Origin of the sequence: Thalassotalea sp. G20_0 (assembly GCF_017744175.1) — a bacterium.
GTDB lineage: Bacteria > Pseudomonadota > Gammaproteobacteria > Pseudomonadales > Endozoicomonadaceae > Endozoicomonas.
In genome coordinates this window covers 44,317-71,216 of sequence record NZ_JAGHQV010000021.1, presented here as the reverse complement: position 1 = coordinate 71,216, position 26,900 = coordinate 44,317, and the positions used below count along the sequence as shown (strand labels likewise).

Below are 26,900 nucleotides of genomic sequence, written 5' to 3'. Positions count from 1 at the left end.
AACCGTAAGCAGCAGTTTTTTTCACAGAACTACTGGATTCATTTCCTGTTCGTCATATGCGGCATCCGCTACGATGGCTCCGGCAAGCGCACCGGCAGCAAACCCGATAGCCGTGACAGTCAACCCGAAATCCCCGGCAGAATCCTCTGCAATAGACCCGACAGCAGCCCCGACAGCAGCCCCGATAGTTCTGGCAGCACTCCTGTCAACCTCGCTGGCAGCCCCGGCAGCCCCGGCAGCAACCGCGGCAACAATAGAGGAAAACATGACAGCAGCGCCTACAGCAGCCCCGGTAACCCCGCGAGCAGCCCCGGTAGCAGGCCCGACGTTTCCGAAAAAACCGGTAGCCGCGGCAGCAACAACCGCGGCAACAACGCCGGCAGCCAAGACAGCTTGCGTGGTGGCAGTCCCGGTAGCACAGTTCAAAATAGTTCGGCCAAAAAGTGTATAAGTTTTTTCCAAAGTAATTACCAAACGCTCTTGCAATGGAATATCTTTGATCTTTTTTAGCTCATTAACAGTTAATTGATGTGTACAGAGAAGGCATTTTTTTTGTTTAGAACTTTCCACCCATTTCCGCATGCATGATCTACCAAAAGCATGTCCGCATTTCAAATTAATGGTTTTATCTTCTGCTGAGTCATAACATATTGAGCCACGACATATTACACATTGAAAACCATTAGCGCCGTTAGCGCTTCCTTTATCAAAACCGACCATATCAAAACCGACCTGCCTAATTATTTTTTGTTCAGCTCCAAGCTAGTAAGAAGACATTTTTATTTGGCTTTGGTTCCCTGTGGATACTTCTTACAGCAGACATTAAGGAGTTCATAGCAGTAACCGGCTTTCTGCAATGCTGCTTCACTTACCATTATCCAGCCTGAAGCCGTTGGATGAAGCCGCATCAACGGTTGTTAATGGTAAATTCTGTACTACCTCTGCTTAGACCAGTTTGCTGCCATCCTCGCTACGGGGTCGCCTGGACGGGCGCTATTCTCAGTCACCCTCCTGGCCCGGGTATTTCATAAACTGCCCCGAATCTCACGCACGGCAAAATGGATAAGGGAGGATCTGTGTTGTCTGAGGGGCCTGCCATTGAATGGCCAGCAGTTCACACCTGATGGGTGGTTAAGGATTTCCCGGATAGTCCCGAAGGCAGGCATCAAGAACAAGCGGAAAAACTGTGGATGGGACGAAGACTATAAGTAGTTAACCAAATGAAATCGTATTTGCTGAATACTTATGATGAAGGTTCCTGGTCTGATCAATTTTTGATCATGTTTTTCCCGTGGTGGGGGTTATATCAACTTTTACAGAATTCACTGAAACTAATTTAAAGAATAATAGGGAACTATTTGACTAAAAAAGTAGTCAAAACTGTTAATTACAATTAGCTGATAGCAAATCTGGGAAAATATTCACTTAAAAACGAATATTTTAAGGTAAATACCCTTCTCTAATGTCAAACTTTCAGACGCATAAATAAATTGTCAGATAGCCTTTCTATCGAAGACATATCTGCCTTTATAACACAGCAGCAGGAACACTTGGCTCAGCTTTATGACAAATATAGAACTTCATTTACAGGATTTCTTATTGTAAAGCGTTATAAAAAAAATACTCTTTCTGGTACTGAATAACCACATTAAATAATCAAGAGAAATTAATAAATGATACCAATAAATCACCCTATTTTATTCCAGAAGCCATCTTCCGCAGAGGCAGAGCTTGCTGAAAAATCAGAGGATTATAACAAGGATTATGTTCCTTTTCCTAAGGGGAATTTTAAAACGCTTGAAGCTGTTAAATCGTGTGTGCCTGTCGAGTACATCCGCATGAAAGATCAATTTATGGTTGATATTGACAGGCTGAAATTATTGTCGCAACGTTTAATCGTTAGTGCTGAATGTGATAAAGACATTGATCTTTTTCGAAAAAAGGTAATAAATGATCTGAAAGGCTATGATAAACAAATTTCCAGCCTGATAGCATTCCAGAATACTCGTTATTATCTCCATAACATCGTTAATCGAACCGAGAGGTTTCTTGAGCTGGAAGCGCAAAACCCTGATCAGACTGATAAATTTGCTTTCAATAGAGACGGTTTTTGTGCTTATTTTGTTGACTTTCTTTCAGGGATAGAAAATTGCCTTAATGGCAGTAACAGCCGTATTCAAGGTGCATTTATCAGTCTCGAGAACTCCCGTAACCCACAAAGGGAGCTGTTAAAAATCAGACACGGGTTACTGGAATATGGCGTTAAATCATTTCTGGCAAAAGAGCGTGCCAGTGGCAGGGCTACATATGGTTTTGGAGATGAAGTGCACTGGTACAATGCGCTTTACAATATCGCCTGTGATCGGTTTGGTTTGGAGCCCCTTATTGATCCGGGAGCAACACTGGGTAACAATACAAAAATTATTGGCCGACTTGAACACATCCTGCCATCCCTGATGCCAGAATTCGAAATACTCAATAAACTGACCGAGTTGTTTTATCAAGATTTAGTATTCGCTTTAAAAAAGCGAAATAAAGAAGGCTGGCTAACCCATCCGGTTTCCATCGAAGAATTAAAGAGTGAAATCATTGATGGAATTAAAGATGAGTTTATAACTCCAATAAATCTTCGGTTCAAAACCGATAATGCAAGCCAGCTTGATCTACAGACAATCATCAAACAGTGCGATCATGGAGGCTATGAATTTTCAGAGAGTCGGGAGCGGCTCCAGGTATGGTTAATCGATAATTTTTTGAATAATGCCCCTACCGCGAACGTACTCACCATTATTGGCAAGGAAAATAACACATCCTCTTTGCGAGATCTTTCGAAGACAGATAAACATGAAGATAAAGCACCATTTTTCCACATTGGCTCGAAGGATAATCTTTATTTTTGGGTCTTTGAATCAGAGATTCCTCTTATGCAAGGTGCAAACTGCAAACTGGACTGGGTTAACCATCAAGCACTGACTCTGCGTCATTTAATAACAGTCGATTTTTATAGCTTACCAAAAGAAATACGTTTCAATCTTCTTTATCATGCCTTGAACAACTCCAAACCAGGTGACTTTTTCGACTTTTTCTTTAATAAAACCATATCCAAAGAATGGTTTAAAATGGTTGAATCCGACCCTCGATTAAAGGAAACCATGTTAGAAAAACTTTTTCATGCTATGAACGATGGTAACGATGGTGAAACCGTTGTCCGGGAGTTAACCAAACGCTTAAACAGTCTATCGGTGAGACATCTTAAAGAGTATGCCAGTCAGTTCTTCAACGACTTAATATGTCAGGCATTTAAACTGAAACAGACTGGTGTAATTGACTGTTTATTTAAATATGGCCTGCGCAAAGATTTAACTAAAGTGAGCAAAGTTGAATATCAAAGAGCTTTGTTTTCAGCGTTACGTTCTGACTTAGAAAAATTTAAAACACTCTACAAATACTCTCTTATTGACATCAACTCAAAGAATAAACAAGGTGAAACGCTGTTAATTGCAGCAGTAAAATATGGGCAAACGGAGTTCCTGAAAGAACTTCTGGCACACCAGGAAATTGATGTAAATAAGCGGGACAATAATGGCAATACTGCTCTCATGCTGGCTGCAAAAATTGGGCGAACCGAGCATCTTAAAGAACTTCTGAAACACAAAAAAATTCGTATAAATAACCAGAACAAAATTGACAATACCGCACTCATGCTGGCTGCAATAAACGGACAAACGGAGTCTCTGAACGCGCTTCTGAAACAAAAAGAAATTAAAGTAAATCTACGTAACAAGTATGGCTGGACACCATTAATGGGGGCAGCAAGAAACGGTCATGAGGACTGCGTTAAGGTGTTGCTTGAGCATGACGTGCCGCTGATCAGTGCAAGAAGTAAATACGGCAATACGGCGTTGATGCTGGCGGCCATTGGAGGGGATGCAGGTTGTCTATCGTTATTACTCCAACAAAATGATATTGACATCCATAAAACAAATAATAACGGTAAAACTGCACTCATGCTGGCTGCAATGAATGGGCAAACGGAATGTCTGAAGGTGCTTCTGAAACAAAAAGAAATCAATCTGAAGAAAAGGCTGGACATTTTTGGCAATACTGTACTCATGCTGGCTGCAGCATATGGGCAAACGGAGTGTCTGAAAGAACTTCTGGCACACAAAGAAATTAATGCGAATAAGTGTGGCATATATGGCGTTACTGCACTGATGCAGGCTGCAAAAAATGGGCAAACAGAGTGCCTGGAAGAGCTTCTGGGACAGGAAGAAATCGGACTGAATGAGCGGGACGGTCTCGGTTGGACCGCATTAATGTACGCAGCAAGATATGGGAAAACGGAGTGTCTGCAAGCGCTTCTGAAACGGCAAGGAATTAAAGCAAACCGGCCTGACTACAGTGGCTGTACACCATTAATGCTGGCAGCAAAACACGGTCATGAAAACTGTGTTCAGGCGTTACTTGAGCATGACCATGAAGTGATCAATGCACAAGACAAGATGGGCCGTACGGCTTTAATGCTGGCGGCAATTGGAGGGAATGAATGTTGTGCCACGTTATTACTCCAACAACCCAATATTGACATTAATAAAGCCGATAAATCCGGTAAAACTGCGTGGCTCTATGCGACGTCCGGTAGTGCATCAGAGCAGTACTCATTGAAACAATTACAACAAATCTGGGATGCAGCAGACAGTGGTAATGCGGCATTACTGACTGAACTGCTAAATTCTGCCAAAGCATTGATCCATGTTCGCGATAAACAAGGGTTAACGCTGGCAATGTTGGCCGCAAAAAGTGGCCATATTGATTGCCTGAAAGCAATTCTGGCGGAAAAAGTTATTAACGTGAACGAGAGTAACAATAACGGAACTACGCCACTCATGCTGGCTGCAGAAAATGGGCAAACGGAGGTCGTGAAAGAACTTCTGGCACACAATGAAATTAATGTGAACAAACGGGACACTAATGGCAATACCGCACTCATGCTGGCTGCAAAAAATGAGCAAACGGAGGTCCTGAAAGAACTTCTCGCACACAATGAAATCAATGTGAATAAACGGGATACTGCTGGCAATACCGCACTCATGCTGGCTGCAAAAAATGGGAAAACGAAGTGCCTGGAAAAGCTTCTGCAAAGGAAAGATATCGAACTGAATGCGCAGAACAATGCAGGTTTTACCGCATTAATGTACGCAGCAAATAATGGGAAAACGGCGTGTCTGAAGGCGCTTCTGAAACGACAAGGCAATGCAAACCTGACTAACAAACGTGGCTGGACGCCATTAATGGCGTCAGCAAGAAACGGTCATGACGACTGCGTTCAGGAGTTGCTTGCCCAGAATGATCCGCCGATCAATGCAAAACAGCATGCAGGCTATACGGCTTTGATGCTGGCGGCAATTGGAAAGCATGAGATTTGTTTCAAGCTTTTACTTGCACACCCTAAGGTCAACATTAATCTGAAAGCTGCCAAACTGACTTTAAATAAAAAGCAATGGGCAAATTATAAGCGACTGGTAGTCTAGAATTTATATATCCAGGATTTTCCGGAAACTTTTTTTACGCTATGAACAATAGGCCTCCCAGGAGGCTGACCGAGAATAGACTGCCCTACTGCATATCCCCCCGATATATCCATTGAGTACTTTTATACTTCAGCGCTTGTGCGGATTAACATATTCCGGTTTGATACCAAGCGCTTCAAGGTAATCCGGCAGGTTGAGTATGCAGAGGAAATCGCTCCAGGGTAAAAAAATAAACTTATTCTGGAGAAAGTGTCGTATATCTTCAGCTTCCGAGGAGTATACAAAAGCGGCCAGCCAGTTCACATCACTCAGGCTTTGCATGTGAGCCTCATATAACGCATCACTGCTGATCTCTATTTCTGTGGGCAACTGTCCTGTGGCACCATCAATACCCTGCCGGGCTTTTGCCAGATTATGGATATTCATGCATCCCTTTGCTGTTGAATCTAATGCCTTGGGGTCAATCCCTGCTTGCATCATCCCCCGCCGGAAATGGGAGTCTCTTTTGATCAGGTAGTACAAAAGACAGGCCTGATAACAGGGGATTGGCAGGTTTTTATCCTCTCTGGTCAAGCTTTTTCTGAGAATCTCTTTTTGAGGCTCAGCCAGAAAACCGGCAGCCCATGGGGACGTCAATATCATGTTAACCAGCCCGGAGTTTGGGGAGGTCATCTGCTTCAGGGCCCAGGACATACTTTGTTGCAGTCTGTCTCGCTCTGCACACAGTGCGTACTCATCACCGGGCAGCATTCTGTTAGCCTCAATCTCAATAATGGTCTTCTGATTAGCGAGGTTGAATTTTTGTGGTTGCAGGGGAAACAATCCCGGAGCGTATGCATTAGCTATTTGCTGGCCAAACTTCGTCAGGGCATTGATTATTTTCTCTGCTGCTCCATCGTGGGCAAATAATGCTGAGTTTTCCCGAATGTAGGTGTCGCGCGCCCTGCATCTGAACGACGAGAGTTGTTTAGTGCCCACCTTGATCGTTATCCCCCGGTGGTGATCATATCCTTCTGGCATGGTAATCGCCAGATCCCGACGCTCAAATGCGAGATTACTGGCCAGGTTTTTTGCTGACTCGTCGTCCCAACCCTCTGTAACCAGCTTTTCCAGGCTTTTGATACAATCTCCCACACTTTGAATGCGGTCGTAGGACGCTTTTATGCCTGTTCGCCCATTTGCCATACGGACATTGATCAAATCGGCGATCATCAGGTTAATGATGAATTTTTTTGACCTGTCATCAACAGCACAATCTGACAGGTCGTATTTGTTCAAAAGAACATTCTGAAATAATTCATAGTTGATAATTGCGGCATGTAATTGAGTAGTAACAACTTTTGCCTGCAACTCCTCCAGGCACATTTCTTCTTCAAAGCCAAGCCAGGATGCATCATAGTAAAACTCCAGTTTCCCATTGTTTTTCGCCTGTCCTGGCGTTTGTGCATGTTTCCAGGGTGTTGGCTGAGCCAACACAAGAGTATCAGGTGCTAAAGGATTCATCGTTGTCGGCGCTCCTGTCATTCACGTTATTTGATTGGCATACAGAGTTACAACTTTTTTGACTGGATGTTCGTGCATAAGTTCAATTTTTTTCACTGCTGACAAAGCTAATCGTTCAGGTTATAAAATATCCAAATCCAGTTGCAGACTAAAAAAATCAACGGCTGAGAGATAAACAGAAAACTTAGGTTTTATACCTAAAAGACGCTGACAATCTTTTTTGTTATATTGTCAAACCATTAAACAAGCCAAAGACCAGCACAACCTGGTAAACGACTCTGACTGAGTTGATGTAAACGAGAGCAAGCTGTGACGTCACTGAATAACACAATAATTAGCCATGGAAGCGTTATTGCCCGCCAACTGACGTCCTCCGGATTTTTCAGGCTTCACCACCTCAGAACACTCTGCCAGGCTATTCTGATTATCCTGCTTGCCAGACAGCTCGCCATGATCACATGGCAGCTTCTGCCAGATAACCCGACCGGGCACTCAACAGTCCAAAGTATCAAGGCACAGATCCCGGCAGCCCAAACTACGGCCAGCAACAATCCGCTTTCTTCGCTGGAGAACCTGCTGCTGTTTGGTAAACCACCCGCCCCACAGCAAACTCCTGTTCCGGAGGATGTCCCCGTTTCACGCCTGGCGGTGCGCATCACTGGCCTGGTTGCCAGCAGTAACCCGGATGAATCCCTGGTCATTATTCGTTCCGGGTCTTCTGATACCACCTATCGGCCCGGCGACACGCTGAAAGGGACACAGGCAAAAGTGGACACGATTTACGCTGACCGGGTCATCATTCGTAATGGCGAGCGGTATGAATCACTGCTGATGTACCCGGATGAAGCCAGAAAAAGCCCTGCTATTCAAACAACCTCAGAAACCCGCCCCAAAAGCCGTGCTGTTGCCGATATTCGCCGAAAGCTTCAGGACAAACCGGAGTCCTGGGCAGAGATCGTGACTATTTCACCCGTGCGCAGAGACGGGAAATTGCAGGGATACCGGGTCAATCCGGCCAAATATCCGGACTATTTTTCTCAGCTTGGCCTTAAAGCCAACGATATGGCTGTGGCCATCAACGGTTATGACCTGACAGACACCAGCGAAGCCATGAAAGTCATTGGACAACTGTCTTCAATGACTCAGCTCTCATTAACCATTGAGAGGGATGGCCAGCGTTTTGAGATTGACCTGTCTTCCTGATTATTAAGATAACCAAAGGTACCGCTATGTTTTCATCGTCGGTGTGCGCAGGGGAAATCCGTGCACTGATATCCAGGACACGTTTTTTATCCCTGCGCTGGCCGCAGGCGCTATTAACAGCCATACCGTTTGCGCTGGCGTTGCCTTTATCACCCGCTGTACTGGCCAGCAGTTCTTCTGCACCGAACTATAACTCTATGACGGGCAGTTATGCATCCGCCCATTCCCTGTATTCCGCCAGTTTCGATAAGGCGGATATCAAAGAGTTTATCCGCACGGTCAGTGCCAACCTCAACCGTACCATCATCATTGATCCCGCCGTTCGGGGTGAGGTGACTATCCGGGCTTATGAGCAACTGAACCGGCAGCAGTACTATCAGATGTTTCTGTCAGTACTGTCCGTTCATGGGTTCGCGGCGGTTGAAGATGAAAATGGTCTGGTCAAAATCATACCGGACAAAAATGCCCGCACCTCTTCCATCCCGGTGGTGGCCGGTAAAAAGCTGGGCGAACAGGTCGCCCATGGTGGTGATGAGATGGTCACCTGGGTACTGCCGGTAAACCACGTACCTGTCCGTGAGTTGTCACCTATTCTCCGACAACTGGTTGATAATTCCGGCAGTGTCGTACATTACGACCCGTCGAATATTCTGATTCTCAGTGGCCGGGCCAATAACCTTGAGCGTGTTGCCGAGGTGGTTCGTCGTGTTGATCAGGCAGGGATGCGCAATATTCAGATTGTCCAGCTGTTCCATGCCTCCGCCAGTGAGATGGAGCGGATTCTTATGTCGATCTACGCCGGACAGGGTCAGAAAGCCAACGGTATGCCCCCCGTCATTGTCAGCAACGAGGCCAGCAACCAGATCATTCTCTCTGCCGATACCCAGACCCTGCAACGCATGAAAAGCCTGTTGCTGCAGATGGATGCCGAGCGTAAGTCTACTGGCAATATCCGTGTCTTCTATCTCCACTATGCCAAAGCAGAAGACCTGAAAAAGGTACTGGACGGCGTTGGTAAAATGCTGATTGCCTCTGGTAATCGCAGTAAAAGTGCATCCGGTGATTACAGCATTGAAGTCCATGAGCAGACCAACGCACTGGTGGTCACCGCACGCCCTGATGTGATGCAGGCCATGGAATCTGTGATTGAGCAGCTGGATATCCGCCGCGCCCAGGTGATGGTGGAAGCCATTATTGTTGAAGTGGCGGATGGGGATGGCATTAACCTGTCATTCCAGCTGGCCAATGCAGATGGCACCAGCCTGATGCAGTTCCAGGATGGTTCAAGCGTTCCTATCGGGGAAATTCTGATGGGGATGAAAGAGGCTGAAGGTGAGAAAGGATCAACCGTGGTCACGACTGATCCCAATACAGGCCAATTAATCACTACCACAAACCCGGATAAAGATGGAGATTACACCGCCCTTGCCGCAGCACTGGCAAAAGTCTCCGGCGCAGCCTTCAGTATCACCTCCGGTGACTGGACTGCACTGCTTCAGGCCGTCACCACATCCAGCCAGTCCAATGTGCTGGCGACGCCAAGCCTGCTGACCCTGGATAATGAAGAAGCCTCCTTTATTGTCGGTGATGAAGTGCCCACACTCACTGGCTCCACGCCCAGCTCCGGTAACGATAACCCTTATCAGACCATTGAACGTAAAGAAGTGGGTGTCAAACTGACGGTCACGCCACAGATCAATGCCGGAGATGCCGTTAAACTGACCATTGAGCAGGAAGTCTCCAGCGTTAATGGCCGCACTCCCGTTGATGTAACCTTTGCTACCCGCAAGGTAAAAACATCGGTGATGGTGAAAACCGGAGATACCGTTGTTATAGGCGGACTGCTGGATGAAAACGTCCAGGAAAGTGTTTCCAAAGTACCGCTGCTGGGTGATATACCCGTCCTTGGTCATCTGTTCCGTTCGACCTCCAGTAAAAAGGTGAAGAAGAACCTGATGGTCTTCCTTCGTCCGACCATCATTCGGGATGATCTGACCATGAACGCCATCAGCGGCCAGAAGTACCACCTTATCCGTGCTTACCAGCTGGACAGGCAGGCCCGGGGTATTTCGCTGATGCCTGGTTTCGACACCCCGGTGCTCCCGGAACAGCCAACGGCCCGGGATTTCCTTGATGAACTCAGACGACAGATGGATGAAGAGTCTGCAGAAGCCGAAAAGGCTGTGGAACTGGAAAAAGCCTCAACCCAGGCATCCATAAAACCAGTTCGTCGTACCGGCGGGGAAAGGTAATGACCGAAGCAGCCCTGAGCCCTGATACAGCCCTGAGCCCTGATACAGCTGTGAGCCATGGAACATCCCAACGGGAAGAGCAAGCCCTGAGTGAAGCGCTGGCCCTGACCATTGAGAAACGGATGAGGGATTCGGTGATCGCCGGGCCAGAGTCTGTCAGCCCGGAAAGAAAACGCAACTTACCGTTCTCTTTCGCCCGTCGCTTTAACTTGCTGCTCGCATACAATGACCAGGGCAAGGCTCAGGTCTGGTACAAAGGGCTGCCGTCTACTGCTGCACTGCAGGAGGTCAGACGTTTCGCTGGCGTATCACTGACCCTGATAGCCCTGGACGACGATGAGTTTGAGCAGAAACTGGCCAACCATTATCAACAGGACTCCTCCGTTGCACGACAACTCATGAACGATATCGGTAATGATGAAGGTCTTCAGGCCCTGGCAGAAGAACTGCCAGAAGATGAAGACCTGCTGGAAGCCGACGACGGTGCACCGATTATCCGCCTGATCAATGCCATGCTCAGCGAGGCCATCAAGGAAGGTGCCTCTGATATCCATATTGAAACCTTTGAGCGAAACCTGACCGTTCGTTTCCGTGTTGATGGTGTTTTACGGGAGATCCTCCGACCCCAGCGCAAGCTGGCAGCCGTGCTGGTGTCCCGGGTAAAAGTCATGGCCAGACTGGACATCGCGGAAAAGCGTATCCCCCAGGATGGTCGTATATCCCTTCGTCTTGGTGGCCGTGCCGTCGATGTTCGTGTCTCAACCCTGCCTTCTCGCCACGGTGAACGTATCGTTATGCGTCTGCTGGATCGCAACAGTGTCCGGCTGGATCTGGCCAGTCTTGGTATGGAAGGCATACTTTGCCAACAGTTTCGGGAGCAGTTGCATAAACCCCATGGCATCCTTCTGGTTACCGGCCCTACCGGTTCCGGCAAGAGTACCACGCTCTATGCGGGGCTGAGTGTTATTAACAACAGTGAGCGCAACATTCTCACGGTTGAAGACCCGGTGGAGTACGAACTGGAGGGGATTGGCCAGACCCAGGTTAATCCGAAGGTGGATATGACCTTTGCCCGGGGGCTGCGGGCAATTCTACGACAGGACCCGGATGTGGTCATGATCGGTGAGATCCGTGACCTGGAAACCGCCGAAATTGCCGTACAGGCGTCGTTAACCGGACACCTGGTACTCAGCACACTGCACACCAATACCGCCGTCGGTGCCGTCACCCGCCTCAGGGATATGGGGGTAGAGCCCTTCCTGCTGGCCTCAAGCCTGCTGGGAGTACTGGCCCAGCGCCTGGTCAGAACACTCTGCCCGGACTGCCGACAACAGCGCCCTGCTACCGACCTTGAAATCAGCCTGATGGGGCTTTCGGCAAACCATTTGCTGTGGCAATCCACCGGTTGTGAGGTGTGTCATAACACGGGTTACCGTGGCCGAACCGGCATCCATGAACTGTTTCTGGTCAATGACCGGGTGCGCCAGCTGATTCATGATGGTGCCGGTGAACAAGTCATTGAACAGGAAATACGTCATTCGTCGAATAGTATTCAAACGGATGGTTTCAGAAAAATTCTCAGCGGCATCACCACTCTGGAAGAGGTGATGCGTGTCACCAGGGAATAACAGCCTATGAGCGTATTTGCTTACGAAGCCCTGGATGCCAAGGGGAAAAAGAGTAAAGGCGTCATAGAAGCCGACTCACCTCGTCAGGTGCGGCAAAAGCTGCGGGTTTCCGGACTCAATGCCATCGCCGTCAGTGCAGCCACTGGCCAGGTAACGTCGGATACGACCCTAAATAAACGTTCATCATCGGGGAGTCTGTTTCGCTCCCTTTTACAAAGACAGGCAACCGATGCGGAAGTCGCACTACTGACACGGCAACTGGCGACGCTGGTTGCAGCAGGCATTCCCCTGGAAGAGTGTCTACAGGCACTGGTAAGACAGCTGCGCAAACCACACCTGAAATCCATCGTCACCACGGTTCGTTCAAAAATTCTTGAAGGGCAATCGCTGGCAGACAGCCTGGCCTGCTACCCGAAAACCTTTGACCGGCTTTACCGTTCCATGGTGGCGGCAGGGGAAAAATCAGGCCACCTGGATGGCGTGCTGGAAAGGCTGGCCGACTTTACCGAGCACCGCCAGAAAATCAAAGGGCAACTGATTCAGGCCATGATCTACCCGGCCATCCTGACACTGGTTGCCATTGGTGTTGTGGCGGCGTTGTTGGTGACCGTGGTCCCCACGGTGGTTGAACAGTTTGCCCATATGGGGCAACAGCTGCCCGCCATGACGCTCACTCTGATTAGCATCAGTGACTTTGTTCGTGCCTATGGACCGGGCATTGCGATGGCGCTGCTTGTCACCCTGGTAATACGCCAACAGATCCTGCAGCGAAGCCGAACCTGCCGACTGGTGCATGACCGCTGGCTACTAAAATTGCCGCTGATTGGCAGTGTTCTCAGCGGGGTCGATGGTGCCCGTTTTGCCAGAACCCTGAGCATACTGACCAGCAGTACCGTGCCATTACTGGAAGGTATGGGAATTGCGGCAAAGGTGCTGGTGAATCAACACATGCAGGCGTCATTGCTTAACGCCGCTGAACGGGTCAGGGAGGGTTCTTCCCTCTGGCAGTCGCTGGAGCAGACCGAACTGTTCTCCCCCATGATGCTTTACATCATTGCCAGCGGTGAAAAGTCCGGTGAACTGACCGGCATGCTGGCCAGGGCGGCAGATAATCAGGATCAGCAATTTGAATCCCAGGTAAATATCGCACTGGGCATTTTTGGCCCATTGCTGATTGTTACCATGGCCGGTGTCGTACTTTTTATTGTTATGGCCATTTTGACGCCAATGCTGGACCTGAACTCACTGGTGGGCGGTTGATGTCTGTGTCCATGGTCCCGTGGGAATGCATATCGTACTTACATTCTGTTGCCAGACTTCAGAGTAAACTTTGCCGTGAAAGAAAAATTGCCACGGAGACACAGAGGCACGGAGACAAGATAAAGTTTTACCTCTGTGTCTCCGTGCCTCCGTGGCAAATCTTTCATACCAGAGGGTGACGAACAATCGTCATGAGTATTTGTGGTAAAAAACCAGTATCAGACCATTAGGAAAACCCAATGAATCCTCTTAATAAAAGACAGAAGCAGTCAGGTTTTACCCTGCTGGAAATCATGGTGGTGATTGTCATTCTTGGCGTACTGGCCAGTATGGTTGCCCCCAACATTATCGGCAATAAAGATAAGGCAGATCTGCAAAAAGCGGTGAGTGATATCGTTGCCCTGGAAAATGCACTGGATATGTACAAGCTGGAAAATAACAACTACCCCTCCACCCAGCAGGGACTGGCAGCGCTGGTCAGCAAACCGTCTGGCAGTCCGGAGCCAAGATCGTACCGTGACAATGGCTACATTCGTCGTCTGCCAAAAGACCCGTGGGGTAACGATTATCTGATGCTGAGCCCGGGGGAACATGGTCCTGTGGATATTTTCTCCGCTGGCCCTGATGGTCAGCCAGGCACCGATGATGATACCGGTAACTGGAACCTGGATAGCTAACCACGCTCAATGGCTAACAACGTTACACACTCCGAAACAGGACAGCGAGTAAACCAGCACGGTTTCACACTGCTGGAAATCATGCTGGTGATGGTACTCCTGGGGTTAGCCATATCCGCCATTCTTCCATCACTGATGCCTGACGACAGTGGTTTACTTATGCAGAAAGAGGCCCGACGTCTGATCATGCTGGCTCAAACCTCGCAGGAGAAAGCACTGCTCCATGGTATGGATATGGGGCTGCAACAGACGACCGAAGGCTACCAATTTCTGGTTTATAAGCAGGGGAAATGGCAGCCAGTCAGCCAGGACCGGACTCTTTCGCCGGTTGCCTTGAATAAGGCCCTGCGGTTGGCCATTTTGCCCGGGGAGTCGGTTTGGCGAGACACTCTGGAACAGGATCAAGGTTTTACCTTTGACACTGACGATAAAGCGTCTTTATCAGACTCCGAACTTAAGGCTCAACCAGATCTGTTCTTCTGGGCCTCCGGAGAGATTTCACCGGCGGAGTTAAAACTCTTTTCTGCGGATAACCCCAGGCACGCCCTGTCTATCAATATCGAAGAACATGGCGAAATCGCCCTGATGGAAGGAGTCCAACGGTGATGCCTTCCAGAGTCTCTGCGGCACAGGGTTTTACTTTACTGGAAGTACTGCTGGCCCTTGCACTGCTGGCCATTGCCGGGATGTCGGTACTGTCCATGAGTGGCGAAAGTGTGCGCAACACGCCGATACTGGAACAACGCACCCTGGCAAGACTGGTGGCTGATAATCAGATGACAGACATTCATCTGACACAGCAGTGGCCAACACTCAGCTGGCAATGGGCAGAGCATGAACTGGCTGGACAGCAATGGTTTGTCCGTTTTCGCAGTATCAAAACCGCTGATAACGATTTCCGGGCGATTGATGTTGAAGTACGCGGTGAACAGGGCGAACAAAGTCCGGTACTGGCGACACTGAGAAGCTATATGGTCAAACAGGGATGATGCAGATCAAACGACAGCAAAAGGGCTTTACCCTGTTGGAAATGCTGGCGGCCATCGCTATTTTCAGCATCATCAGCCTCAGTGCCTGGCAGATTTTTCAGGGCGTGATGACCGCCCATGATGTTGTGCTGACTAAAAATGAGCGCCTGCGACAACTGCAATACACGCTGTTGCTGATTGACCAGGACCTGCAACAAATTGCCGACCGGGGAACCCGGTTAGATAACCGGGTCACGGCGCAAAGCCTGTTCAGCGACTCGCAGATGCTGGACAGTGACGATGAAGCACTGGCAATGGTGCGCCATGGCTGGCACAACCCGGACTACCGGTTACCCAGGCCGGAATTGCAACGGGTCTTTTACCGGCTCCGTGATAACCGTCTGGAGCGCCAGTATCATCATGTTCTCGATCCTGCATCCATCAATGTCGAGCCGGTTACCCAGATCTTATTAACCGATATCAACTCACTGAAATTCAGTTTTTACATCAATGGTCAGTGGCGGGACTCTTTATTATTGGCTGAAGGCTCTTTACCGGAAGGACTGAAAATTGAGTTTGATATGAACGACTTTGGACGTATAGAGCGCCGCTATATACTGCCAGCACCCTGGCAGCCTGCATTATGACGGGTCTAAATAATAATGATTCACCACAGAGACACAGAGACACAGAGAAAGACTTTCTTTTCTCCGTGTCTCTGTGCCTCCGTGGCAATGTCTTTTACAAGCCCAATGGCAGCAAAGCCCATTACCCTGATCGCCAGCAAGGCATTGCCCTGCTGAGCGTATTGCTGATACTGACCCTGCTGGTTTTACTGGCCAATGAGTTAACACTCTCCTTTCGCACCCAGTTGACCAGAACCCAATCCATGCAGCAACGGGAGCAGGCACGCTGGTATGCCTTTTCCGGGGAAAGCCTGGCGATCAAAACGCTGAAACAGAACTTCGAAGATGATCCGGACATCACCCATCTCGGGCAATACTGGGCCACCGCCAATGTAGTATTACCGGTTGAAGGTGGCCAGATTGCCGGTCAACTGAAAGACTCACAGTCCTGTTTTAATATCAATGCCCTGGCAAAGCCGTTCAAAGAAACGAACGACACCTTACAGAGGTCGCCTGAAAGTCAGGTATTTTCTGCCCTGCTGCAATACCTGGAAATACCACAGTGGGAGTCAGACAGGATTACCCGGGCAACCCGAAACTGGGTCAGCAACGAAGATCTTCCCGAAGGTGAAAGTGACCCGGATTACCTCGCCCGGCCACTCCCTTATTTAAGCAGCAAAACCCTGATGCGCGATATCAGTGAATGGCGCGCCGTGGCCGGAGTATCATCGTCAGTCGCCCAAAAAGTTATGCCTTACCTCTGTGCCCTGCCCAGTACCGAGCTGACCATCAATGTGAATACCATTCCTGCTGACCAACCGGAAATACTGGCCGCGCTCTATATTGATCAGCTGCCCGTTGATCAGGCACGCACTATTCTGGAAACCAGGCCACGGGAAGGATGGGATGCGGTGGCTGATTTCACCAGCCAGCCATTGCTGGCCAATTTCAGCAGTACTGGCGCAGACAAGCGTCTGACCATCGTCAGCTACTATTTCGAAATGCATGCAACAGCCAATTACGGCGCAAGCGAAGTCAGACTTAACAGTCTTCTGGCTCGTTCCAAAGACAACCAATTAACGGTCATTCGCCGTAAATTTGGAGGAGTTTAATGAATCCTCACCTGCTATTGAGGTTACCGGAGCATCACGACCAACCGGTTTATTGGCAGCTTTGCCTGGCTATCGCCACTGAAACGCTTCAGGACAACCCTGAACAATACCGCATTGCCCATGGTTTCTGGCCAACAGTATCGGATTTTATTGCGCAATATGCCGACACAACCGTCAGCAGCGGGACATTTTCCGGTCAGCCAATTGCTACGATGGCCGTTACCATTCTGGTGCCATCATCCCGGGTGACGCTGCATACTCTGACTATTCAGGGACGACTGACCCCCGCTGTTCGCCAGTCCCTTCCCTGGCGACTGGAAGAAGAGCTGGGTGATGATGTTGAAGACCTGCATGTTGCCGTTCTCCAACATGGGGACAGTCAGGCTCATCTGGCCGTCATCAAACAGGCCGATATGACACAGTGGCAAGGCTGGCTGACCGATGCCGGAGTGATCACCAAACGCTGGGTACCCGATGCCCTGATGCTGCCCATCGAAGAAAATCAGTGCCGTTTATTGCAGATTGATGATTTGACCATTGCCCGATATGGCCAGTGGCAGACAGCCGTCTGTGAGTCACAGTGGTTAACGTTGTTTATGGATGGCCTGAAAAAGGAGCATCCTGAACTGACGTTTTTGGAAACAGAGCAGCATTTCTCATCGCCATTAACACTGCTGGCCCCTCAGGCCGGTAATACACCACTCAACCTGCTGCAGGGAAAATGGCAACCTGCCTCACCCTGGCGCCAACGACTACTGCCCTGGTGGTCCACCGCCCTGATGGCCTGCCTGTTTCTTATACTGGTAACCGCTCACTCGGTGCTGGAAACCCATCAACTGGATCAAACTGCGGCATCTTATCAACAGCAGGCCAACAGTATTTACCAGCAGCTGTTTCCGGGCGAGCGGGTTGTCAGGCTGCAATCCCAGATGCGACAAAAGCTGGCAGCGTTACAACAACCGGAAGAAACATCACAGAGTATGCTGGCCATGCTGGCCCGGATTACCCCGGTGCTTAATGCATTCCCCGAGCTGCAAGCCAGTTCCATGACTTTCTCTGTCAACACCAGAGAAGGTGCACGACAAAGCCTGCGTATTCAGGCGCAAGCCGGTGACTTTGAGGTTTTCACCCGTTTCCGGGAACAGTTTGAACAAGATCTTAACCGGGGCGAAGGGCTGACCATTGCCATAGAAGCCCTTGAACGTACCGGAGATGAAGTGACTGGCATGCTGGTTATTTCAGGAGGTGTGTCCTGATGAGCTTCCTTACCAATACCATCAACAGCGCCAGCCCTTTCTGGCAAAGCATGATTGGCCGCTGGCGGCAGCTTTCCCGCCGGGAGCAGTGGCTCACCGCCACGGCACTGGTTACATTGTTTATCTGGCTGATCTGGCAGGGTCTGATGACACCGCTTGCTGAACAACAGGCTCTGGCAGAGAAGAAAGTGGCTGCCAGCCGCGCACAGCTGACGCAGATACAACAGCAGGCGGAGCAGGTCCTCAGCTTGAGAGCTTCAGGTGCCACTGCCCGCCCTGTCAGCAATATGCCCATGGACCAGACCGTCCATCAATTGGCGGGCAGATATCAGCTGGTAATCCAGCGGGTTCAGCGAGCCAACGGCCAGGACGAAACGCTGGATATTGATCTGGCCAATGCCCGCTTCGATAAACTGATAGGCTGGCTGACAACATTGGAACAACAGCACCGGATCAAGGTGGCCAGCATACAACTGGAAGCCACGGATACCAGTGGTTTTGTTGAAGTACGTCGCCTGCAGCTTGAACGTGGTTGAGCAGAATATGAAACAGGGAAAAACAGGTAAGGTTATACTGCTTTCGACGCTTGGTCTGGTCAGCTACAGCGGCTTTCTGATCGCCAATATGTCGGCGGCAACCGTTTGGCAATATCTGCCAACCAGGCAACTCCCCGTCAACATGTCTGGAATTACCGGCACTCTATGGTCTGGAGCTGCTGAAAGCGTCACGCTGACGGTGTCACGAAAGCCGCTGGCGCTGCCAGCCATCCGCTGGCAGATTGAACCCGCCTCGCTCCTGAAAGGTGAGGTTCAGGTTTCGGTGGAGCTGGGCAATGCAGCATCCCCTGTTGAAGGCCGGGGAACGGTGGTGATTAACCGACAGACGCTGACACTGAATAATGTCGAACTGGATACCACCGCGCCGTGGCTACTCGCATCTTTACAAGACACGACAGTCGGCAACATTCCCGGTGAAGTACAAGGTAATGTCCTGCTGGAGCTGGATGAGCTTATTTTAAACGACAAAGGGTGTATGAATATCAATGGTAATGCAGCACTCACAAACAGTGAGTTATCTTCACCCTTGGGCCAGTTTGATCTGGGGAATTCAACTGCACAATTAAGCTGTAAGAACCGAAACCTGATCGCCAGGGTGACACAGACTTCATCCATCATGAACAGCTATGGCGATTTTCAGCTGAGCACCAGTGGCCGTTATACCTTTACCGGAAAAATGACGCCCGATACGTCGTTACCTGCACCGATGGAACAAGGACTGGCTTTTCTGGGACAGCCAGACAGTAACGGTGCCTACGCCTTTAGTTTCAAAAGCTCGATCAGATAAGCTCAATACCAGCCAATCCCCCGGTGATGCAACGGCGTAATACCGGGGTCTTTGCATTTCTTCTTTTCCATGAAAATCAAGCTGTTACCCTGACTGACCAGCCTGTCAGGCATCTATATGAGAAAAAATGGTTAACTACTTGTAAGGTATTTTCAGGTAATAGGGAAATCTCACTCTAACAGGGAATAGCGCCATGAAAATAACAAAATCCATGATTGATCATCCCCACCGTATCAAAGAGCCCACTCCAGAGAAACAAGGCAGTTGGCAGGGACGAAACTTGAAAGAACTGGCTCTGGCTTGCAAGAAAAAGCTCCAGCGAGTGTATGCTTATATTCGGTACAAAGATTTCCGCCGGGTATCTGAACGTCCTGTTTCGTTAACGAATCGACATGGCAAGCCTATGAAAGATCTGAGTGTGGGTACCTCTGGCCGTACGATACTATGCCGCCATGGGCACCATTTCAAGGTGGCCAAAAAGCCCCATGCAGATAGGAGAACAGCCACTGAATTAATGCATCGCAACATAGTTGATGCATTGTTCCAACGCTGTTTAAATAAAATTATCACTATTGAGCAAATGGTTGAGGCACACGCTAAGGTAGACCCACTGCTCAAAGAAATCAATTCCACCGAAAAAGAGTGTGAAGTGGCCTTGAGATGCGCCGGTGATTATGTAATACCCCATGAATTAATTGACGACGTGATCCATACGCCACTTCATGGCACAAGTATGAGTTCCTTAATCGAAGCATTGCACAACGCAGGTGCCCAGCCCGGGAAAGATCCTGCAACAGTTAATGCCATCTCCCACAAGGATGAAAAACTGCTTGCCCACTTATTCAAACAAGCTACCTTAGCGGTTGCTTCATTACACGAAAAAGGTTATGCCCATCGGGATATAAAGCCGCAAAATTTTGTGATTGATGGCAAAGCTCACCTGAAGCTGATCGGTTTTGGCTTAGCCAGAACTGCGGGTGACCCGACGATTGATTTAACCATCAAGGATTACAACCCGGCAGACTTTGTGCTGCATATCGCTCTTTGCCCCCCTGGCTACAGGGCACCCGACGATCTGATTTTTCAAAATGTCAACTTAAAGGCTGAAGATGCCTGGTCTTTGGGTGTGCTCCTGACAGAGATGTTTACCGGAAAGCGTTACTTCTATCGATCAGACCTGTCAGAAGCTGTTGAGACGATCGAATACAAACTCGATGGACGGGATGAGGCCATTGCCGAAATGGTACGAATGGGCGTTAACAAGAAAGCGATCCAACTGGCGGAAGCTCTTTTGCATCATAACCCAAGCCAACGGATGACGGTGGCAGAAGCACTGAAAAGCCCGTTCCTGGAGGATGTTGATCTGGCTGCATTTGGAACTTAGGAACTGTTAAATGCTGCACTTATTACGGTGCAATTCCTTAAAGGACAGTACTCTCAGTTAACGACGATGGTAGAGACCTCCATGTCGGGAGCATTCATCACAGGCGGAGTCCTGTGGAAGCCACCGTTATGTGTCTGTTACTTCTGCAGGTGGTTCACAATGATGGCAAGAGTGTCTTCTATCTTGTCAAAGCGTTCACGGGTTTCCTGGCGCAACGTTTCAACATCTTCCCGAAGTGAGCTGACATCTTGCTGAAGTGAGCTGACATCTTGCTGAAGTGAACTGACATCTTGCTGAAGTGAGCTGACATCTTTCTGAAGTGAGCTGACATCTTTCTGAAGTGAGCTGACATCTTTCTGAAGCGATTCAATAGCTTGTTCATGTTTAGCGCTGTGCAGAAACAGCCTTTGAATACCGTCTTGTGTATTCCTGATACTGATTTCCATGCGTCCCATAGGATCATCACTATGTCTGTTATTAGCCATATATCCACCCGTTCTTATTGGAATAGTTAGCGTAGCAGATGGTTTTGGACTTGCCACACAACACTCAGTTTTTACCACCAGCATATTCATCAAAAATGACAGGGATCATTAACATGAAAACTATTTTATGGGAGCATTAAGCAGTTAGCCTCTTTCGATAGATGCATCGGGTCAAACTCACTCAAGCTGATATCTTTGCCGGAAACCATGCAAACTGCACAAATCAAAGTAACTAATGAAAACGGCCTGCACACTCGCCCTGGCGCTGTATTTGTCAAAGCGTGCCAAGGGTTTGCCAGTACGGTCACCGTTGATAACAAGGGACACAAGGCTGATGCCAAAAGCCTGATGAAGCTCATGTCTGCCGGTATCACCAAAAACGACATGATCACTTTGACCATTGAAGGGAGCGATGAAGCAGCGGCAATGGAACAACTGAAAGTCATTATCGAAAGCCTGATTGGCGAAAGAAAGGCCAGCGATTGTCGCTATCTATCCATGCCGCCATGCCATGAAGCGCCTGGTTGATCATCTTAACCTGATCTGCTCTATCTGGTTTTGAAAATCCCTCAGTATATCTTCGATCTGCTTGTAAAGGGCGATATGCGCCTTTTCCAAATCGTCAATTTGCCTGTCAATACCCTTTAACCCTTGTTGATCTTTCCTGGTGACTTTTGCATAGGTCTCTTCATACATTTTTGCGGAGTGATAATATTCATCACTTTTCATATCCAATAATTCCTGAGCCAACTCACCCTCCTCGAGCTCAACAATCACCGCAGGAACCTCAGGCTGCTCTTCCAGGTGACTCAGCTTTTTTTCCATCAGCCTGTCAGCAAAAGAGCTGAGGCTTACTCTTAATTTTTTATCCGGAGATCCAGAAGAATCGTTGGGAACGTGCGGTGAAACAAGATGCCCTTCCACCATAAGCCCTGAACCATGAGGCGTACTCATTTCCTGCGCTTTCCTGAGAAAAGAAAATTCATTGCCTGCCTGGGGCATTACAATCACAAAATGCTCTTGATCACAGGCTCCAATGATATCAACACTATTTCTGGTAAACCTGGGTTCAGGCAACGTTTTGCTGACTGCGGGAATCAGGTTTTTTACCTCATAGTACAGCCTTTTTGAGTGTTCAGGATCTGTCAGGTTAAGGGTAAGAGTGAAGGCATAGTGCAAATCGTTGCCCTTCATTCCGAAATGTACAGAGTCTCTCTTAATACTGTTAGCTTCCAATGTTCCGAATCGAATGGGTGCACTGTACTCTTCACCAACAACAACGTTAAAGATCTTGTTTTTTAAAAAGCAATCATCTGATTTATTTTCATCGATTGGCGCAGCAGCCAAACAATTAACATCCAACAGTACACAGCTCATTATGAATATGGGAAACAGAGTCTTCCAGATCATAAACTACAACCTATTGAGCATTGAGGTCTGATCAGTATATGTTATATCCAGCATTTAGCCTGTGGATTATCTGCCTATTTTAATTTTTTGCCTCGTCAGTAAAATCTGTGGGTCATTTCCGGTTCCGGTAACTTGCCAAGCGTATGATATAACGCGATTTCCGCACATCTGTAGGTTCTGAAACCGTATGATTTTCTCGTAGTGAGTTTTATCCTGGTGTTCAGACCCTCAACGATACCGCTGGAATACGCCTTTTTCGCCTTGAACCAGTTCAGGATAAGTGGCTTGTGTCGTCGAACAGTTTTAGCAACTTTCTTCATTGGTTCTATCTTTGATCGCATCACCCTTGTACACCACCGGTCCAGGTATTTTCCTGCCCAGTGTGGTGAGATGTAGTCCCAGAACACTTGGAACTCTTCTCTGAGAAGATAGGCTCTGACACTTTTCAGGTTGTACTGAAGCACTGTGTTCAGCTTGATCTCTTCTTTCTCGGTCAGGTTCTCTTTTCGCTTGAGCCGACACCAACGTGTCTTTTTCAGCACCGGTTCATAACCATCTGCCTGAAGCTGTTTGTGTTCCGTGGCCCTGACTTCATCAATGGCCTTATTCAGCATGGCAACGATATGAAAGCGATCCAGAATATGTAATGCCTGGCTGGCAAACGCCGCAATCGCTTTTACGTAGGGTTGCCACATATCAGAACAGACATACTCCAACCGCTGGCTTCGCTGTGTACCCAGGAAAGCGAATAAGCTGAGAATCGTAGCTTCGTTGCGCTCCTGACCAACCCATAGTAGCCGTGTACAGTCGCGATCAATCTGGTAGACAACAGTCAAGTATTTATGGCCGATCTGATACGCCACCTCATCAACACCAATGGCCTTGATATTATCAAGTGAACGATGCTTCTTGCCCCACTCAACCACATACTCAACAGCATGAAAGACCTTCTCCCACGAGGTATTGAATGTACGGGCGACCTCCTTCCAGGAGAGCTTTCTAGGAGGCTGTCCGAGAATAGCGCCCGTAGCGAGGACGACAGAAAATTGAGGATAAAAATTCGGTTTTGTGAGGTGAATAGCGGGGCTATTTGCCGAACAAAAGCGGATTTTTAGACCAATTTGCTGTCGCCGCAGTAGGGCAGTCTATTCTCGGACAGCCTCCTAGCCCAGTTTGCCAGAAACTGCATGTAAACTTTGGTGAGTTCCTTCTTGCCTTCAGCCCATGGAACCTGTTCAACCTTTACGCCACATGTCTTGTATTCAACCCTGCGCATTTTGTAGAGCAGAAAAACCCTGATTCCCCAGAGAGGGACAAACTCGAAACGACGTTCAGCAAGCCGGTCATAGCCCGGAGCTGGTTGCTGACATCCTGAGCAAATAGCATGGCCGTTCTTGCGTGGGGCCACGATTACATTGAATACTTCAGAGCCTTGATAGAGACCGAGTTTTACATCCTGATAAACAAATGACTTGAGTTTAAGTAGCTGGCCATATGGAATCGAATATTTCTGGCTTCTTGGGCTGGTACTATGCGAGGCACAACGGAGGGAGCATAGCCGTAGCTATGTGACCGGAGTTGTAACGAAGCAGAGTGCCGGAACAAGGAGTCAGAAATATTCGATTTCATATGGTTAGCTACTTATGAACTTTATTGAGGATAGTTTTTATCAGCATCAGCGGCGTTTCTTCTTGTTTTTGTCTGCAAATAAAAACATACCTGAAATCAGCCGCTGGTGCTTTTTTCTTCAAATTTGTTGATTTCTACCCACAGTTATCCCTGAAGAGCCTTTTTTTATGTTTGGTTGAAATAAATAAATGGTGAATGAGTAATGAAAGGGAGGAACTTTTATAAGAAAGCGTGGTCTTAAGCTGCAATCCAATGATTCGATAATTCAATGGATAAACCAACTTCTTCTCAATTAAGTCCAGCCCCTAATGGCCCTTCTAATATTCAAGGCATGCCTTTAGCTGAATCTGGTGTAACAGGTCAGGCTTTTTCCCGGTTGGTTACTGAAGTTCGACAACCTGTAACTAACCATGACATGACTGACCAATCTACAAGTTCAGATAATCAAGGATATTTAAATCCTAAAAAAAAATGGTTGGAAGATTTCGCTGTACAAAATCAAACTAACTACAAAGAATCACCTGCAATTGCAGTAGCTATACCACTGGAAAATTATCAGGTTGCAGAATATGACCCTGAAAATAATACTTTTTTGATATACTCCTTCACAAAGGGTATTCAATCAACCTCACAAAACTCGACAGATGTTGGTACCAAACTTAATCCACCTATTCAAATTCCTAATCAAGAGGACATTGGTAATTTTTCTAAATCTACATCGCCGATTGCGATTATTACCCCACAATTGAAAAGTGAATATCTTCAACAGTATACATCGCCTGCAACTCAAGCCGAAGAAGCTATTGATGAAAGTTCTTCACAAATTGAATGCCAAAGGGAGCTTCGCAAAGCTCCCACTTACGCCGAGCACAAAAGGGAGCGCCAAAGGCAACGCCAAAGGGAGCGCTACCAGACAGATCCAGCTTATGCTGAGCGCGAAAGGGAGCGAAAAAGGAAGTGCCAAAGGAAGCGCTACCGGACAGATCCCGTTTACGTCGAGCGCCAAAAGGAGCGCCAAAAGGAGCGCCAAAGGAAGCTTCGCAAAGATCCCGTTTACGTCGAGCACCAAAGGGAGCTCCAAAGGGAGCGCAAAAGGGAGCGCTACCAGACAGATCCCGCTTATGCCGAGCGCCAAAGGGCGCTCCAAAGGGACCGCCAAAGGAAGCTTCGCAAAGATCCCGCTTACGTCGAGCGCCAAAGGGAGCGCCAAAGGGAACTTCGCAAAGATCCCGCTTACACCCAGCGCGAAAGGGAGCGCAAAAAGCAGTATCGTCAGTCAGCCAATTCAGCTAAAAACTCAGTTAATTTACCACCGACTTCTAAATCAGCTGAAACGACCCCGAGTTCCAGTAAAAATTTTTTAAACAACAAAAGGCTTAATAAAGAAAGAAACCACAAAGGCTCAAGGTTTTTTCTAAGCTTGCCTGAGCAATGCCAGGCAAATCAATAAAGGCACCCTTTTGCCTTCGTGGTTCAGAGCTTATCCACCTATTGCAACACCATCAAAGCATGGGAACGAGGCAACAGGTCAGTGCTTCCTCGCTCCATCCACGGTACGAATGTAGTTGGCCCGTTCAAAGGCTTCCGGGTTGGCCACAGAGCGCTGGCTCATCATCCCGCGCATGTCATTCAGCCCGACAAAATCCCGCTGTTTCAGCCACACTTCCAGGCCTTTTAACAGCACGGACACATAGTCCGCCCCATTGCGGATCAGCGCAGAAGCCAGCATCACCGTATCCGCCCCACCGAGCAGATATTTGATAATGTCTTCATGGTCGTAGGCCCCGGATGTGGCCGCCAGAGAGGCATTGATCTTGCCGTGCAGCACACTGATCCAGCGCAATGGAATACCGATCTCACCGGCTTTGCTGATTGGCCAGCTGGTTTCAACCTGCATATTGTTGAGATTAAAGTCCGGCTGCAGCATCCGGTTGAACATCACCAGTGCATCAACGCCAATCTCATCAAACTGTCTGGCCATATTGCCGAAGGCACTGAAGAATGGGTCAATTTTCAGGGCAACCGGAATGGTGACACTGTTTTTTACACTTCTTACGACGTCCAGATAGACGTCCTCAACCTGACGTCCGTTAATCTCCAGCGAGGGTGGATTGTAATAAATATGCAGCTCAATACCATCCGCTCCAGCCTGCTCAATCTGTCGGGCATAATCCATCCAGCCACCCTCCGAGCAACCATTCAGGCTGGCAATCACCGGGATACCCACCTCTGCCTTAACTTTATGAATGGTGTCCAGATATGCCTGCGAACCACGTTCCAGGGTCAGGCCGGCAGGCAGAAAAGAGGTGGCCTCCGGAAACAGGTCATCTCTGGACAGGGCAATCCGCTCTTCCTCTTCCTGTTCCCGGCGAATCTGCTCTTCAAACAGGGAAGGCAGAACCACAGCTGCGATACCGGCCTTTTCCAGACGCTGGATACTTTTCAATGCAGACGTCAATGGACTAGCGGCCGCTATTAACGGATTTTTAAGGCTTAACCCCATATAGTTGGTGGTCAAATCCATCATCTTTACTCCTCAATCACCACAGAGACATCAGAATGCCGAGTGCTATTTCTGCACCCTGAGCCTCGTTCCCGGGGGAACGATGGATTAACTCTGTGTCTCTGTGGT

General features: G+C 48.5%; 22 protein-coding genes. 16 read left to right on the top strand and 6 right to left on the bottom strand.

The annotated features are described in order from the left end of the window. Window positions 1-21: 21 nt before the first annotated feature. On the bottom strand, window positions 22-720 hold the full coding sequence (locus J7438_RS28655; RefSeq protein ID WP_209277020.1) for an RING finger domain-containing protein: 699 nt from the start codon (window positions 718-720) through the stop codon (window positions 22-24). Window positions 721-1,673: 953 nt separating this feature from the next. Between J7438_RS28655 and J7438_RS13865 the strand changes: the two genes are divergently transcribed. Then, window positions 1,674-5,531: an ankyrin repeat domain-containing protein gene (locus J7438_RS13865; protein WP_209277019.1), complete on the top strand. Its 3,858-nt coding sequence runs from the start codon at window positions 1,674-1,676 to the stop codon at window positions 5,529-5,531. A gap of 129 nt (window positions 5,532-5,660) precedes the next feature. On the opposite strand, the gene J7438_RS13860 is transcribed toward J7438_RS13865, so the two are convergent. Next, window positions 5,661-7,034 carry a hypothetical protein gene (locus tag J7438_RS13860; protein WP_209277018.1) on the bottom strand — a complete coding sequence of 458 codons (1,374 nt, stop codon included), beginning with the start codon at window positions 7,032-7,034 and terminating at the stop codon, window positions 5,661-5,663. 309 nt (window positions 7,035-7,343) lie between these two features. Between J7438_RS13860 and gspC the strand changes: the two genes are divergently transcribed. The 13 genes from gspC to J7438_RS13795 all read left to right on the top strand — a co-directional run bounded on the left by gspC (window position 7,344) and on the right by J7438_RS13795 (window position 20,744). Beyond that, window positions 7,344-8,237: a type II secretion system protein GspC gene (gene gspC / locus J7438_RS13855; protein ID WP_209277017.1), complete on the top strand. Its 894-nt coding sequence runs from the start codon at window positions 7,344-7,346 to the stop codon at window positions 8,235-8,237. Between the two features lie 26 nt (window positions 8,238-8,263). Next, window positions 8,264-10,489 carry a type II secretion system secretin GspD gene (gene gspD, locus J7438_RS13850; protein ID WP_209277016.1) on the top strand — a complete coding sequence of 742 codons (2,226 nt, stop codon included), beginning with the start codon at window positions 8,264-8,266 and terminating at the stop codon, window positions 10,487-10,489. A gap of 122 nt (window positions 10,490-10,611) precedes the next feature. Beyond that, complete coding sequence (gene gspE / locus J7438_RS13845; protein ID WP_209277041.1) at window positions 10,612-12,117, top strand: type II secretion system ATPase GspE; 1,506 nt, start codon at window positions 10,612-10,614, stop codon at window positions 12,115-12,117. A 6-nt stretch (window positions 12,118-12,123) separates the two neighbouring features. Next, the gene (gspF, locus tag J7438_RS13840) at window positions 12,124-13,377 is read left to right on the top strand and encodes a type II secretion system inner membrane protein GspF (protein WP_209277015.1); all 1,254 of its coding nucleotides are present in this window, start codon (window positions 12,124-12,126) and stop codon (window positions 13,375-13,377) included. A 239-nt stretch (window positions 13,378-13,616) separates the two neighbouring features. After that, entirely contained in the window at window positions 13,617-14,054 is a 438-nt protein-coding gene (gene gspG, locus J7438_RS13835; RefSeq protein WP_163372384.1) for a type II secretion system major pseudopilin GspG, read from the top strand. A gap of 9 nt (window positions 14,055-14,063) precedes the next feature. Next, the gene (gene gspH, locus J7438_RS13830; RefSeq protein WP_209277014.1) at window positions 14,064-14,660 is read left to right on the top strand and encodes a type II secretion system minor pseudopilin GspH; all 597 of its coding nucleotides are present in this window, start codon (window positions 14,064-14,066) and stop codon (window positions 14,658-14,660) included. Then, the gene (gene gspI, locus J7438_RS13825; RefSeq protein ID WP_209202873.1) at window positions 14,660-15,043 is read left to right on the top strand and encodes a type II secretion system minor pseudopilin GspI; all 384 of its coding nucleotides are present in this window, start codon (window positions 14,660-14,662) and stop codon (window positions 15,041-15,043) included. The genes gspH and gspI overlap by 1 nt, the downstream gene beginning before the upstream one ends. After that, window positions 15,040-15,669, top strand: a complete 630-nt coding sequence (gspJ, locus tag J7438_RS13820) for a type II secretion system minor pseudopilin GspJ (protein ID WP_209277012.1) — start codon at window positions 15,040-15,042, stop codon at window positions 15,667-15,669. Before gspI ends, gspJ begins: the two co-directional genes overlap by 4 nt. Beyond that, a complete protein-coding gene (gene gspK, locus J7438_RS13815) occupies window positions 15,666-16,760 on the top strand; it encodes a type II secretion system minor pseudopilin GspK (protein ID WP_209277011.1) in 1,095 nt (364 codons plus the stop codon). The genes gspJ and gspK overlap by 4 nt, the downstream gene beginning before the upstream one ends. Then, window positions 16,760-18,016, top strand: coding sequence for a type II secretion system protein GspL (gene gspL / locus J7438_RS13810; protein WP_209202870.1), 1,257 nt, complete (start codon window positions 16,760-16,762; stop codon window positions 18,014-18,016). The genes gspK and gspL overlap by 1 nt, the downstream gene beginning before the upstream one ends. Continuing rightward, window positions 18,016-18,552 (top strand): type II secretion system protein M, encoded by a 537-nt coding sequence (locus tag J7438_RS13805; RefSeq protein ID WP_209202869.1) that lies wholly within the window; start codon window positions 18,016-18,018, stop codon window positions 18,550-18,552. Before gspL ends, J7438_RS13805 begins: the two co-directional genes overlap by 1 nt. Continuing rightward, window positions 18,545-19,360 (top strand): type II secretion system protein N, encoded by an 816-nt coding sequence (locus tag J7438_RS13800; protein ID WP_209277010.1) that lies wholly within the window; start codon window positions 18,545-18,547, stop codon window positions 19,358-19,360. Before J7438_RS13805 ends, J7438_RS13800 begins: the two co-directional genes overlap by 8 nt. A gap of 193 nt (window positions 19,361-19,553) precedes the next feature. After that, window positions 19,554-20,744, top strand: a complete 1,191-nt coding sequence (locus tag J7438_RS13795; RefSeq protein WP_209277009.1) for a protein kinase domain-containing protein — start codon at window positions 19,554-19,556, stop codon at window positions 20,742-20,744. Window positions 20,745-20,881: 137 nt separating this feature from the next. Here J7438_RS13795 and J7438_RS13790 read toward each other — a convergent pair whose 3' ends face one another. Further along, window positions 20,882-21,229, bottom strand: a complete 348-nt coding sequence (locus J7438_RS13790; protein WP_209277008.1) for a coiled-coil domain-containing protein — start codon at window positions 21,227-21,229, stop codon at window positions 20,882-20,884. Between the two features lie 207 nt (window positions 21,230-21,436). Here J7438_RS13790 and J7438_RS13785 point away from each other — a divergent pair, with 207 nt between their 5' ends. After that, a complete protein-coding gene (locus tag J7438_RS13785; RefSeq protein WP_209277007.1) occupies window positions 21,437-21,757 on the top strand; it encodes an HPr family phosphocarrier protein in 321 nt (106 codons plus the stop codon). On the opposite strand, the gene J7438_RS13780 is transcribed toward J7438_RS13785, so the two are convergent. Beyond that, a complete protein-coding gene (locus tag J7438_RS13780; protein ID WP_209277006.1) occupies window positions 21,758-22,423 on the bottom strand; it encodes a hypothetical protein in 666 nt (221 codons plus the stop codon). A 311-nt stretch (window positions 22,424-22,734) separates the two neighbouring features. Then, window positions 22,735-23,658, bottom strand: coding sequence for an ISL3 family transposase (locus J7438_RS13775; RefSeq protein WP_353620138.1), 924 nt, complete (start codon window positions 23,656-23,658; stop codon window positions 22,735-22,737). A 1,355-nt stretch (window positions 23,659-25,013) separates the two neighbouring features. Between J7438_RS13775 and J7438_RS13770 the strand changes: the two genes are divergently transcribed. Next, window positions 25,014-25,718: a hypothetical protein gene (locus tag J7438_RS13770; protein WP_209277005.1), complete on the top strand. Its 705-nt coding sequence runs from the start codon at window positions 25,014-25,016 to the stop codon at window positions 25,716-25,718. A gap of 78 nt (window positions 25,719-25,796) precedes the next feature. Here the strand turns inward: J7438_RS13770 and J7438_RS13765 are convergent, their stop codons facing one another. Continuing rightward, a complete protein-coding gene (locus J7438_RS13765) occupies window positions 25,797-26,795 on the bottom strand; it encodes a dihydroorotate dehydrogenase-like protein (protein ID WP_209277004.1) in 999 nt (332 codons plus the stop codon). Between the last annotated feature and the right edge of the window lie 105 nt (window positions 26,796-26,900).

What these genes read in the sequence shown, in the direction of transcription:
- J7438_RS28655 (WP_209277020.1), bottom strand. Translation starts at nt 720, where the DNA reads ATGGTCGGTTTTGATAAAGGAAGCGCTAACGGCGCTAATGGTTTTCAA.
- J7438_RS13865 (WP_209277019.1), top strand. Translation starts at nt 1,674, where the DNA reads ATGATACCAATAAATCACCCTATTTTATTCCAGAAGCCATCTTCCGCA.
- J7438_RS13860 (WP_209277018.1), bottom strand. Translation starts at nt 7,034, where the DNA reads ATGAATCCTTTAGCACCTGATACTCTTGTGTTGGCTCAGCCAACACCC.
- gspD (WP_209277016.1), top strand. Translation starts at nt 8,264, where the DNA reads ATGTTTTCATCGTCGGTGTGCGCAGGGGAAATCCGTGCACTGATATCC.
- gspE (WP_209277041.1), top strand. Translation starts at nt 10,612, where the DNA reads ATGAGGGATTCGGTGATCGCCGGGCCAGAGTCTGTCAGCCCGGAAAGA.
- gspF (WP_209277015.1), top strand. Translation starts at nt 12,124, where the DNA reads ATGAGCGTATTTGCTTACGAAGCCCTGGATGCCAAGGGGAAAAAGAGT.
- gspG (WP_163372384.1), top strand. Translation starts at nt 13,617, where the DNA reads ATGAATCCTCTTAATAAAAGACAGAAGCAGTCAGGTTTTACCCTGCTG.
- gspH (WP_209277014.1), top strand. Translation starts at nt 14,064, where the DNA reads ATGGCTAACAACGTTACACACTCCGAAACAGGACAGCGAGTAAACCAG.
- gspI (WP_209202873.1), top strand. Translation starts at nt 14,660, where the DNA reads ATGCCTTCCAGAGTCTCTGCGGCACAGGGTTTTACTTTACTGGAAGTA.
- gspJ (WP_209277012.1), top strand. Translation starts at nt 15,040, where the DNA reads ATGATGCAGATCAAACGACAGCAAAAGGGCTTTACCCTGTTGGAAATG.
- gspK (WP_209277011.1), top strand. Translation starts at nt 15,666, where the DNA reads ATGACGGGTCTAAATAATAATGATTCACCACAGAGACACAGAGACACA.
- gspL (WP_209202870.1), top strand. Translation starts at nt 16,760, where the DNA reads ATGAATCCTCACCTGCTATTGAGGTTACCGGAGCATCACGACCAACCG.
- J7438_RS13805 (WP_209202869.1), top strand. Translation starts at nt 18,016, where the DNA reads ATGAGCTTCCTTACCAATACCATCAACAGCGCCAGCCCTTTCTGGCAA.
- J7438_RS13795 (WP_209277009.1), top strand. Translation starts at nt 19,554, where the DNA reads ATGAAAATAACAAAATCCATGATTGATCATCCCCACCGTATCAAAGAG.
- J7438_RS13790 (WP_209277008.1), bottom strand. Translation starts at nt 21,229, where the DNA reads ATGGCTAATAACAGACATAGTGATGATCCTATGGGACGCATGGAAATC.
- J7438_RS13785 (WP_209277007.1), top strand. Translation starts at nt 21,437, where the DNA reads ATGCAAACTGCACAAATCAAAGTAACTAATGAAAACGGCCTGCACACT.
- J7438_RS13780 (WP_209277006.1), bottom strand. Translation starts at nt 22,423, where the DNA reads ATGAAGGGCAACGATTTGCACTATGCCTTCACTCTTACCCTTAACCTG.
- J7438_RS13765 (WP_209277004.1), bottom strand. Translation starts at nt 26,795, where the DNA reads ATGATGGATTTGACCACCAACTATATGGGGTTAAGCCTTAAAAATCCG.